Source organism: Microvenator marinus, from assembly GCF_007993755.1.
Taxonomy (GTDB): domain Bacteria; phylum Myxococcota_A; class Bradymonadia; order Bradymonadales; family Bradymonadaceae; genus Allomicrovenator; species Allomicrovenator marinus.
On the sequence record NZ_CP042467.1, the window covers coordinates 1,806,506 to 1,818,671 of the forward strand.

Sequence of the window (12,166 nt, forward strand, 5' to 3'; positions counted from 1 at the left end):
TAAGGTTAAATCCGTGGCCCTAAGAGATTCTGAAGAAACCTGAAACTACTGCGGAAACTCAATGGAAATCACGACTTTTTAGTCGAACGGAGTTCACATCCGTGAAGCGTGGAATCCAGAGGTATTCAGCCAAGACATGGACCACGCCGTATTGATTCTGCACCCGTCCTGAAATCCCCAAAAACACCTGGGTTTTTGTCAAAATTCGGTATTGCTCATAAACCTTTGGAAACACCACTACGTTCACAAACCCGGTCTCATCTTCCATGGTCATAAACACGATTCCCGAGGCTGTGGATGGACGCTGCCGGCATATCACCATGCCTGCGTAATGCGTCCACGCGCCGTCTCGCTGAGCCAAGAGGTCATTGGCGCTAGGCATACCGCGATCTTGAAGGTCCTGACGAATGGTCTGCATGGGATGCCCACGAGGACTATGAAAGCTCGTTTGATAATCCCATGAGATAGCTTCGAAAGGAGTAAGTTCGTCCAGAATCGGCCTTCTAGCCGTGGTCTCAAACGGTAATGGCAACGTCCCCTTGTCCAGAGCCTGTGCGTCCCAAAGGGCCTCGCGCCTGGTCAGGCCCAGAGACTCAAAAGCTCCGGACTCGGCGAGCCGCCTGATGAGACCACGATTAACACTGGTGCGAGCTGCGAAATCGCGCACGGAAGCAAAAGGAGCGCGTTCCCGAGCGGCAAGAATGCTTTCACCATCCACCTCAGAAATGCCTTTGATCATCCTGAGGCCCATTCGAATTGCAAACTCTTGGCCCAGAGGCTGCATTGTGTTGTCCCACTCACTGACATTGATATCGACGGGCATAAAGCGAACCCCGCGCCGCTTGGCGTCATCCACGATGGTAGCGGACGTGTAGAAACCCATGGGCTGCGAGTTCAAAAGTCCGCACGCAAATTCCTCGGGCCAATGAGCGCGCATGTACGCGGTGGCATAAGTGATCAGCGCAAAACTCGCCGCATGGCTCTCTGGGAAGCCGTACTCACCAAACCCCTGAATCTGGGCGAACACACGCTCTGCAAACTCCACCTCGATTCCCTTGGCGCACATCCTCTTGATCATACGCTCGCGGTGTTGATCGATTCTGCCTTTGCTACGCCACGCAGCCATATCGCGTCTTAACTGGTCGGCCTCACCGGGCGTATAATCTGCTGCTACGACGGCAAGCTTCATGACCTGTTCCTGAAAGAGCGGAATGCCAAGGGTCTTTTCGAGCACAGGCTCAAGGCTAGGGTGTGGATAGGTGACGGGCTCTTCGCCATTTCTTCGGCGTAGATAGGGATGGACCATATCGCCCGTGATGGGGCCCGGGCGGACAATTCCAACCTCGATAACAAGGTCATAGAATTTCTGAGGCCTTAGACGCGGCAACATCGCCATCTGTGCACGGCTCTCGATCTGAAAGACTCCCACAGTCTCCGCCCTACAAATCATCTCATAGGTCTCTGGATCATCTTGGGGAAGTGTGGCCATGGAGAGGTCTACCCCTCGATGCCTTCGCAAGAGCTCAAAGCTCTTGTTCAGATGTGTCAGCGCGCCAAGCCCAAGCAGGTCCACCTTAAACAAGTCAAGCGCCTCGACATCGTATTTGTCCCATTGAATCACCGTCCGGTCCGCCATCGTCGCGTTCTCAATGGGTACGAGGTGATGCACCGGTTCATGGCCGAGCAGAAATCCCCCGGGATGGATGGACATATGCCGTGGAAACTCTTGGATCTCCTTTGTGAGCTCAAGCAATTGAAGCGTGGTTGGCCCGTCGATCTTCAAGCCCGCACTCTCAATATCTTCGAGGAGCGGCGTTTCTCGATACGAGAGCATTTTGGCCATTCTATCCAAAGATGTTTCTGGAATTCCGAGCGCCTTACCTACGTCTCGAATGGCTGAGCGCGGCCTGTAGCGCACCATATTTGCCACCATCGCCGCACGGTTTCTGCCGTAGCGTTGGTACACCCACTGGATCACTTCTTCGCGGCGTTCATGAGAGATATCGAGGTCGATATCCGGAGGCTCTGCCCTCTCCAACGAAATGAATCGTTCAAAAAGCAACTTCATTTTGATGGGGTCAACTGCGGTGACCTCGAGGCAAAAACACACGATCGAGTTTGCGGCCGAACCCCGTCCCTGACACAAAATATGCTGCGTTCGGCAAAAGTTCACGATCTCCCACATCGTCAGAAAGTATCCCGGGTACTCGAGCTTCTCGATCACATCGAGCTCGTAGTTCAACTGGCGCAATGCCTCATCACTGATCCCTTCTGGATAGCGCATCTTCGCCCCCTCAAACGCCAAATCCCTGAGCCATTGCATGGATGTCTTGCCATCAGGCAGGTCTTCGCTCGGGTAGACATAACGAATTTGAGAGAGATTAAACGTGCATTCCGACGCGATATCGTAGGTAGCCGCAATGGCATCCTGACGGTCTTCGTAGAGCTTTTGGAACTCGGATATGGGACGAAGACCAAAAGACGCATTAGGGAGCAAATAGCGACCCGCCTCGTGTATTTTCACGCCGTGCTTGATGCATCTGAGGATATCTTGAAGCCTGCGTCGTTGAGCAGAGTGATAGAGGATCTGTGGGAAGGCCACACAGCGGATGCCTAGCTCCTTGCTATGCTTAAAAAGACGCTCCTCTTCGGCCTTTTCGCGATCGAGATAGTGGCGGCTAAGCCCTGCGTAGAAGCGTTGACCAAAAACTTCTTTGAGTTGCCAGGCAACTTTCGGGAGCACAGGTCTAATAAGGCCGTCTCTCCAGATCAGGATGAGCCCCTCGTGATGCTCTAAGAGCTCTGACCAAAGGATCAGACTCTTTCCTTTCTCCGAGCGTAGCCGTCCCTTGGTGATCAGTTTGCAGAGGGTTCTATAAGCCGCGTGGTCTCTAGCCAGAACAACTAGAGTACCTTGTTCAAGCGTTAGCTCCGACCCATAGATCACGCGGGCGCCGAGCTCCTTTGCTCGGGCCCAGGCCCGAACAATACCATGGACACCATCGCGGTCTGTCAGTGCCCATGGCTGGCCTTCTGCAAGCTCATGCCAGGTCTCGACGTACTCTTCTGGATGGCTTGCCCCCTCGAGAAACGAGAAGTTTGATTTGCACCAGAGCGGAATCATTCAGCCTCCCCGTGCAAGTACCACTGCCCGCGAGACTGATCCCAATAGACCCAAAACACATCCCCCCTCTCGGTTCGGGCGAGCCAATACTCGCGCGCAATTTCATCCTTTTGCGTCCACCATTGAGCCTCAACAAGAAAAGGACCGTGGGCTTCCACCACAGGTCCGGCATCAAGCCCACGTAGAATCCAGCCTTCGAGTGGTTTTCTTTCGAAGCGCATGAGCGGCTCTGGTCGAAGCTGAATGCGCCTTACCAGACCGGCATTGGCGGGCAACTCCACGTGAATTTCGGCCGGGCGTTCGACCTTCAGACGAACATTCGAGGTAGGAAAGAGTTCGAACCCCTTTTCAGGGACGTGACTATTTCCCTCTCGCAATTCCAGAACACTCTCATCCCCAAATTCGGATCGGATACGCGCAAGGGCGTGAGACGCTGCCTCGAGGTCGCGTCGGCCTCCGGCAAAAAGCCCGAGCTGTTCTCGTCGAAGCTCCACACCCTCGACACGCAGAATTACAGACACAACCCCGCTTGGAATAACCAGGTTTTCTAGACGAAGACGCACAAGCTCAAGAATGCGAAGCTCATCAAGTGTAGGCCGCGCGGGGCGGATCTGGTGCTCGTGGGTATCGCCGCCACGAAGACATAGCACGAGTTCGAGCTCGAGCAGGTCTTGATGACGCGCCGCGAGTTGTAGAAGGAGGCCACGCAGCTCGCGTTTGATAATGAAGAGAAGTCGAGTCACCTCGGCCTCATCGTCTTCAAAATCAATCTTGGTCTCGAGGTCTTCTTCGAAGCGCAGGGGTGTCATTGGCAACGAGAGTTCGCCCCGAGCCAGCCGATGAAGCCGAGTCGCAAGCGCCCCGTACCTCTCCTGCACACCTGATGGTGGTAGCCTGACAAATTGCCCGACACTCCGAATCCCAAGTCGTGTCAGCGCGCTCAACACATCGGGTTCAAGGCCCACACGCTCGAGAGAAAGGGACTCAACAACCTGACACTCATCCTCATGGGTTTCAAAAACCCATGTTCCACGCCTCAGAGAGCGCGCCATTGCATAGGTATGAAAACGCGAGAACCCCACGACCGAGGCTGCAATAAACCCATACTCATCAATCTCGTGGACCAGGCCTTCTGACCAACGCTTCATGCCTCCAAAGAGGGGCGCAAGCCCTTTGACACACACCCAGAACACCCCCGATTCACCAGCGCGCTCAAAACGCGGGCTAAAATGCCCTAGAATCTTGCCAAGCTCCTCGAGGTGCGCTTCTACCTCGGACTCATCGACCACTGCAGCCCGGAGGTTCCGGTCCAATGAGAGCCCGGCTGCATAACGCATTCCCGGCAAAATCCGATGCGCTCTCGCCTGCCTATTGACCTCCAAAATCCGCCCCATCGGCTTGAGTTCATCCACAATAACAGCGGATACCTCACGGTAATCAGGATACCTGCGCATGATGATTTGAAGCGCCACATAGGGCACACTAACGCATGCCAACGGGTCCATAGCACCTCCTCTCTACTCTCCAATTTCCTCCACCCTTATTGCGTTGTGCGTGTACTGAACACACGAGCTCTCTGCCCCTGGACTCCTTGGTCACCTCCACACTAAGCGCCACCATACTCCCCAAACTTCGATGTTCTTCAGACTCCTCCGAGCGTGTCAGACACACCACCGCGCTCTGATGCTTATGCGCCCCTTGCATCAAACGGTTTTGCATGGGCTCAGGGACGTTCAGATCCTCACCAAGGTCGAGAATAATCAGCCCAAAAGCACCTGAGCGAAGCACGTGTTCGGCGGCCCTCGCACCGAGCTTTGCTCCGTGTACTCGGACGATGACGAGAGCCCCGAGATCGATCCCCTGCTCCGCCATATCTGGCGGATAGAATAACGAGTCATTGGTCATGATCCAGGCAATAGGCTCGTAGGCTGTTTGAGCCTCTTTAAGCAAAGACAAAGCGGTGCTCAGCCCTGCCGGTGACCCCACGCTCCGCACCTCCACGAGCTTACCCTTCACCGCAGCCAAATCGAACGAACCACGACTCTGAGACTGCCGTGCTTCGAGCTCACGGCCGGTAGTGATGAAAGGAGAGTTTAATAACGATTTGGCGAGCGCAGACTTCATACTCAAGAACATGAACACATGTTCAGTACATGTCAAGATGCTCGCCTATAGAGAAATAAAAAAGGCCTCACCAAAACGGCGAGACCTCACGAAAAACCAATTCTCATCAGCAACTTAGAAAGCCTCCACCACAGTTACACTCGTTTCACCAAGTTTTGTGTCTGGAGCGATCGCAATAAAGGCATCGAGCCCCTCGCGACTGAACGACATGATCTTACCCTCTGGCACCCCACCGATATAAGCACGCGCAAACTCAACGGCTTTTGAACCGTCAGAAAGCTCAAATCCGCGGCTTCTCATGGCTGTTTCGTAGAAACCCACCAGATCGTCGGTCGAGCGACCACCGTAGAAATGGCCGATCCGATAGCGATGCGATTTATCCAGGCTCTTCATCTGCGAACCCACTGAACACCCCATACACACAGGGGTCTCCATGATCGGGTTCACACCTGCCTTTTGAGGGTTACCCATAGCCTCGAAATTGGTGTTATCCCCGCTCCACATGCTGGTAACACGCGTGTAATTAGGCCCGAGAGCCTGAGCATCAATGAAGCGCCACGCACCCATCTTTGTGCCCAACCTGTCGATCTGATCGATCTGCCAATCCGCAAAGAGCTCCTCTAGCGAATCATGCCGATCGTCCTTTGGAACCATGCCGCCCATCGCCACGTAGCCTTCGCGTCTCTCGAGCGGAACCACGCCCCCATTGAGAATCGCCTCGTTATAATCGAGCTCGTCTTCGTTGAGATTGATGCGCTTGGGATCAAGTGAGGCAAAATCATCCAGGGTGCGCTTGTACTTACCCTCAGGGACCTCCAGAAACTCCTTCTTGTTGATCCCAGCCTCTACAAAACGCTTCTGATAAGCTTCTAGAATCTCGGTCGGAGAGCGTTCGGTATAATTGACTGCAAAATACACGAGCTGCCCATTGAGCTCATAAGGCTTCGGTTTAAGACCGCTACTCTCCACGACCTTGGCAAAGTCTTCATCGTAGAGCGCCTTAGTGGTCGTGAATGTAGCGATATCAGCTTCCGCCTCAGAAACCTCACCATCAGGCTGGGTCACGAGCATCACACCTGCCACACCGGCGATAATCGCACCGGCGAGCCCGAGTTTGCCAAATACTTTAAGAGTGGAAAATGTCTTCATGGGCTTATACTCGCTGGATTCGTGGGCACAGGTCCCTCAAAGAACTCACCCGCGTTACCAATCACATTATTGAAGAAATCGAGGACATTGCCGCCTGCGCTCGAGGCATTGGCCCCACCGCACGCCCCGCCGCCCCGAATATCTCGGAGAAGGTCCATAGAGTCCATGGCGTCGCTAAGACCAAAAGAGCCGCTCGTAATGCCCTCCATCTGACTCATACAATCTTCCGTGTCACCTGTATCTGCAGACGTACTCAGATCCATCTCAAAGGCGAGCATCTTATGATTGTAGGCCTCGTCATCAGCCAAATAGAGGCGTGCCACGGCAAAACTAATCCACTTGGACGTAGGACGAGTCGGCGCAGCGATATGTTGATAGGTCTCAACCTTCCAATCACGCCCCATAAACGAGCGTGTCTCGTCAAATTTACCCTCAGCAACTCCGTACCTTAAGCCCGCTGCAAGGGCTGGACGTGCGCCCGCCGTGTCGAGGAACCCGTTGACGAATCCCGTCCAACCTTGGCCGTTATCAAACCCACCTAGGTTCACCAGGTCCGAGTTCCAATCGTTGGTAAACGTGACCTGATTTCCAAAATCGGTCTCGATCTCAGACGTCACGGAGGGCACGCTCATATGCAACTTGGCAGGCTCGATCTCCATGGTCTGCGCGGTGTCCGAAGGGGGACCGGCGAGAAGCGCCCGCGAATATGACTCCATCATATGGCCCGCACCGATCGGCACCGAATCAAACACGGCATCGGCCGCCAAATCTCGGCCGCTCGACGTCTCGCTATGGTAAACCACGGCTCGACCAGCACCCGAAATCGGATGGATCACCCAGTCGAAAGGGATCCAATCCGTCTGGATTTCTTTGAAATGCTCCATGCCGCGTGCATACGCCGTAGATTGGCCTTGAATAGCGAGGTCTTGAATCCCATGCAGATGAAGAATCCCCACAAAACTCATTACGAAGATCGGCAACGTAATGACAAACTCAGTCATCGTCGCGCCATCCTCGTTATCCCACACACGTAGTCGTCTAAAAAACTTCATTTTTCAAACCCGTCGTGTTGTTTGTCCACAGTATACGGGTCCGTAGCGCGCTCCATATAGAACGCGTCATTCGCCATCCCCGTGAGATAGTTAAGCCCCTGCCCAAGCTGCCCTGAGAGGTTCGTCATAGAATTCAGATCCGGGAAACTTGCGCCCTCTCCGTACAAATAGGCGAGTGGAGCAAGAGGAATCATGAACGCGAGAGCGTCGTGGTAAATCTTGTCCAAATCGTCCAAAGACTCCGTCTCATTTGGCAGAGCGAGAGGTCTCAAGCGCGAGGTCCAATGCGGCTCCCACATATTCGGCTCATTCAGAAGGTTCGCGAGATATCCAAAGATCTGACCGGCGAGTGGGATCTGATTAATCCCACTCATATTTGCCGCCAGACTACCGGCGATGCCTTTATCGAAGACCATTTCACTCTTTGAAATGGTCCAATATCCTTCGTTTGAGAAGAGTACCTTTCTGGCACCCATCGAATAGTCCTGCTCCATAAACTGAAGCTTCTGGCGCCCACCATCATTGGCGTTGCGACCATCCCCGTGCTTATAGCCGACCACAACATTCTGTGTGGCTCGAAGCCATTTATCCGGCGTCTCACTTCCCAAGATTCCAGAAATGGGGTTGGTCGAAACACTCACCTTGATTTCATAAGGAAGCACCTCGTGACCGAGCGTCAGACCCGAGACCACACAGCCGAGCGGAAGGTTCATGATCTCAAGCGTTGTCACCAGCGTTTGCGGCGCGATCTTGGCTCCTGATGGCGCGGAAGTATCTCGCCAATAACCCTCACTTTTCCCGTTTCGCCAGTGGTCGTGATAGTACTGCACAAGCCAGAATTCCGGAGAGGTCAGCATACCGCCGCAGAGCTTGGCGTGAGAGACAAATTTGGGAACCCCAATGCTGCCGAGAGGCCCAAATGAGGCAGCATCCGGAATCTGTTCGATCGGCAGGCTATCCTTCTCATTGGTCATCCTGAAAATATCGTCAGGAGCCGGCACCGTTGAACCAAAAATGCCGTTGATGGCATTGAGGCCAAAGCGCACTTTTTCGCGAAGCCGAGTCGCATCACCCTCAGGAATTGGCGCGGTTCCCACTAGAGTTGCCCCGTTTCGCATACCGCGCGTGACAGCCTCACCCCAGCCCCACCACGGGGCGATCTTCTTCATATAACCCTGGTAATAATCGAGTGCAGCGACCTCACGAATAGAGCGCCCCACCTCATCGCCTCCGGCTCCGAGGCCGTAAAGGCGGCCTCCATTGATGGCAATGAACTCAACCACCTCCAACATGAGTTGCACCACCCCTTTGAGGCCTTCTATCGCGTTCACAATCGCCTGATAGGCGTTGGCAATCGGAATCGCACACCCCACGATGGTCACGCACGCTGGCAGCGTCTTGACCGCTTTGGCAGCCTTAATCCCAGCAACCGCCATATAATAAGCCGACGCCTCCACGAGCGCTAAGAATGCCGCGATATAGAGCGTGTTGTACCCATAAAGTATGCGCTTCTGGATATTGGTATACGCGATCATATTCATAGAGCGCGCTTTAACCGTAGCTTGACTTAGTGCAGCTGCGTCCGCCCCCTTTTGAACTTCGATCTTGTCGCGGGCACCTTTACCGGCATCCCACATCATCATGGTGCTCATGAAGATGATAAGAAGGCCAGCTAAACAGAGGAGCGCGATAGCCCCGTCCTGATTGCCGTGGAAGCGCTTGAGCTGCGTGTGTATTCGACTCGTTAGGGTATTCATTCGACTACTCCCAGGACGAGAATGGGTTGATTCCACCGCCCAAGAAACTCAAGAATGAGCGCGGAGGCGTTGGATTGGGCTCGATTTGGGTCGGAAGCTCATAAGCACGTGAAATCCGCGTATAAGCCTCGAGTCCGCGACGCTCGCCGAAGATAAATCCGACCATCGGCATGACCTGTTTTAAGTCGTAGTGAACCACCGTTTTGATCTTGCCACCGGAGACCGAGTAGCTTGCCTCGGTATTGCAGTAGGCGACGTAGAATTTGAGCGGACCGCGTAGCTCAAAGGCGTCCTTATCATAACCCTTGACGATGGTTTCGTTGCGGTTGGAGCCTATAGAACGCGCACCGGCCAGACCTTTGATGGCGCTCACGGAAAGGCCCACTCCTGTGCCGACACCTTCAATCCCCACGCTCGCAAAAGCTGCCAACTTCGCCTCGAATTGAGGCGAGGTATCGCACGACTCACGAAACATCGAGGGAGCCGTCGGAGTCACAACGCTCGCTGCCGCAATTCGGGCCCGCTCCGCCACCTGAGGACCTGTCAGTCCGCCATTTCTCTTCGAGCCCGTGGTTTCAGGCTGCCAGAGATAAACCGTACGACCCGCCTGAAATGCCGAGAGACTCGTCAACATGGCGGCCGTGTTATTGATGGTGAGCTGCAACAATCCAAAAAGTAGAAGGAGAAACACGGGGAAAACGATCAAGGTCTCGGTCAGGACTGTGCCACGACTAAGTTTGACCACCCGCGGCTCGGATCGTTGTTTGTGCAGGCGCCCAATCTGCATCATGAGCAGCCTTGCCATGGCCCAAAGACACGCCGAAAGCCCAAGATGGAGTAGAATTTCTCTGGTGTTCTGTTCCAGGAATCCGTGCGCCTCAGCCGTCGCCAATGCGCTCGCCACCTCCGCAGAACCAAAACTCCATATCGACACGCAGAACACCACCCCGACGGCTATGGCATCTGCTATCAACATCAAAATGAGTCGTGCATTCATCTCTTTTCATCCCATGTTACGATTCATGGCCCAACTGACTGTAGATGCAGCAAATTCTATTCCAAAACAGACTTTTTAGAACATATGGTGCTTCACGACAAACCCTTGAGCCAAACTGTCACACCTGTGATTTCAAAACACCCCGGATTTAGGATGAGTGACCAACTAAAAACATGGATCGAGCAGGCAAAGAACATCATCGTTTTGACCGGTGCAGGAATCTCAGCGGAAAGCGGAATCCCCACCTTTCGAGACGCACTTGAGGGACTCTGGTCAAACTATTCTCCAGAGGAATTGGCCACACCAGAGGCCTGGCAACGACAACCTGAACTCGTCTCCAAATGGTACGAAGACCGCCGCGAAAAAGTGCTGGCGTGCGAGCCCAACCCCGGCCATGAGGCCATCGCAAATTTCCAGATTTGGGCGGAACATGCGGGGAAACGGGTCACAGTTCTGACCCAAAACGTGGACGGGCTTCACTTCAGGGCTGCCGAAAAAGCAGGCGCAAACACGGCCGATATCATCGAAGTCCACGGCTCATTGCTGAGATGGCGCTGCACTAAAACCCAAAAGGAAACGCTCGACCTTCCCAGCCCCTTTCCTCAACACCCGCTGCCATCTGCCGATGGCGGCTTCTTAAGGCCAGCAGTCGTTTGGTTCGGAGAATTCCTTCCTGAAGCAGCGCTCAAACGGGCGGCAGAGGAATTGAGCCACGTAGATCTCTTCATCTCGATCGGCACCAGCGGCAACGTCTACCCGGTCGCGGGCTGGTTGTTTGACGCGAAACGCGCAGGCGCGAAGACCATGGAGGTCAATCGCGACCCCTCGCAATTCTCCTCTGAATTCGATATCAGCCTGAGGGGTAAGGCCGGCGAGCTATTGCCTTCTTTGCTTCCACACAACTAGGCGATGCATTAAGGTCGGGCCCGAAATCCAAGTCTTCTCCTGTGAGAAATTATGCCAACCACAAATAAAGCCGGACTTCCTCTCAAACTTATCTACTCAGATGATCCAGAGAACGCTCGATTTATCGGTGGGGGCCTAACCGAGGCTATCCCTGCGGTCGATTCGCGTGTGAAGCCCGACCAGATTCAGATTTTCAAGAGTCGGGATTACACAACCCTGCTCGCGACCGAGCCTCTGCCCGAATCGCTGAAAAAGGCTATCACCGAGCAAGGGCTTTTGCTCATTGAGATCAACCAGGAAACAGACCCAATCGCGGCGAATATCTCCAATGTTCTGGAGGGCGGCTCAGCCAACCCTACCGATGCCTCTGAAAACGCGCTCGCGTACCTCTTGCACCTCTATGGTGCACTGCCCACAACCGAGCTCGCTTACGCACTGGCTCTGGCGTCTGAGCGCTTCAGGCATCAAGCATATCAACTTAAAGTCTGGATAGGGCTTGGGACTGATGTCTTCTTGAATATCGCCAAAATTAGAGCATTGCGAAGTGCACTAAACTCCCTCTATTGCAATGCCGGGCTGGCACCTGATTTCACGATTCATGCGCTCCAATCTGAGACCGTGCTCACTCACCAAGACCCTTGGACAAACGCCTTGAGGTCTTGCGTTGCGGGGACTAGCGCGTTCATCGCAGAGGCTGATTCGGTGACACTTTTTTCGCACGATTGGCGGGCAGATGCGCTTAGCGACACAGGAATTCGGGTCTGTGCCAATACGCCCCATATCTTGAGGAGTGAAGGATGGCTTGATGGCTGGGTTCAGGACCCGGCATCGGGTTCTGGCTATATTGAGGAGATGACCCAGCAGCTCGCCGAAGGCGCCTGGAAAATGGCTCAGAACATCGAGGAGCGCGGCGGAATTTCTTCGGTAGCAGGCCTGTCGTGGGTCGCCTCGAAAGTTGTGGAAGATAGGGAGTCGCAACGCAACGAGGACCGCGTGATCGTGGGAGTTACGAAGTTCCAAGCCGACCCCGCACCACCACAAAACCCGACGAAGTTTC

The 12,166-nt window shown here is 54.2% G+C and carries 8 protein-coding genes and 1 pseudogene; 2 read left to right on the forward strand and 7 right to left on the reverse strand.

Annotated elements, in window-relative coordinates; all coding sequences use genetic code 11:
* Positions 1-58: 58 nt before the first annotated feature.
* The 7 genes from FRD01_RS07620 to FRD01_RS07650 form a co-directional block, all read right to left on the reverse strand.
* The gene (locus FRD01_RS07620) at positions 59-3,124 is read right to left on the reverse strand and encodes an error-prone DNA polymerase (RefSeq protein ID WP_146958796.1); all 3,066 of its coding nucleotides are present in this window, start codon (positions 3,122-3,124) and stop codon (positions 59-61) included.
* Positions 3,121-4,629 carry a DNA polymerase Y subunit UmuC family protein gene (locus tag FRD01_RS07625; RefSeq protein WP_146958797.1) on the reverse strand — a complete coding sequence of 503 codons (1,509 nt, stop codon included), beginning with the start codon at positions 4,627-4,629 and terminating at the stop codon, positions 3,121-3,123. Before FRD01_RS07625 ends, FRD01_RS07620 begins: the two co-directional genes overlap by 4 nt.
* Complete coding sequence (locus FRD01_RS07630; protein WP_146958798.1) at positions 4,607-5,284, reverse strand: recombinase A; 678 nt, start codon at positions 5,282-5,284, stop codon at positions 4,607-4,609. Before FRD01_RS07630 ends, FRD01_RS07625 begins: the two co-directional genes overlap by 23 nt.
* A 78-nt stretch (positions 5,285-5,362) precedes the next feature.
* The gene (locus tag FRD01_RS07635; protein ID WP_146958799.1) at positions 5,363-6,397 is read right to left on the reverse strand and encodes a hypothetical protein; all 1,035 of its coding nucleotides are present in this window, start codon (positions 6,395-6,397) and stop codon (positions 5,363-5,365) included.
* Positions 6,394-7,449: a hypothetical protein gene (locus FRD01_RS07640; RefSeq protein ID WP_146958800.1), complete on the reverse strand. Its 1,056-nt coding sequence runs from the start codon at positions 7,447-7,449 to the stop codon at positions 6,394-6,396. Before FRD01_RS07640 ends, FRD01_RS07635 begins: the two co-directional genes overlap by 4 nt.
* Entirely contained in the window at positions 7,446-9,206 is a 1,761-nt protein-coding gene (locus FRD01_RS07645) for a TadE/TadG family type IV pilus assembly protein (RefSeq protein WP_146958801.1), read from the reverse strand. Before FRD01_RS07645 ends, FRD01_RS07640 begins: the two co-directional genes overlap by 4 nt.
* A gap of 4 nt (positions 9,207-9,210) precedes the next feature.
* Positions 9,211-10,203, reverse strand: a complete 993-nt coding sequence (locus tag FRD01_RS07650) for a hypothetical protein (protein WP_146958802.1) — start codon at positions 10,201-10,203, stop codon at positions 9,211-9,213.
* 153 nt (positions 10,204-10,356) lie between these two features.
* On the opposite strand from FRD01_RS07650, the gene FRD01_RS07655 reads away from it, so the two are divergent.
* Both FRD01_RS07655 and FRD01_RS24850 read left to right on the forward strand, forming a co-directional pair.
* Positions 10,357-11,109 carry an NAD-dependent deacylase gene (locus FRD01_RS07655; protein ID WP_146958803.1) on the forward strand — a complete coding sequence of 251 codons (753 nt, stop codon included), beginning with the start codon at positions 10,357-10,359 and terminating at the stop codon, positions 11,107-11,109.
* A gap of 51 nt (positions 11,110-11,160) precedes the next feature.
* A pseudogene (locus FRD01_RS24850) lies at positions 11,161-12,162 on the forward strand (methylmalonyl-CoA mutase family protein); the annotation flags it as partial.
* Between the last annotated feature and the right edge of the window lie 4 nt (positions 12,163-12,166).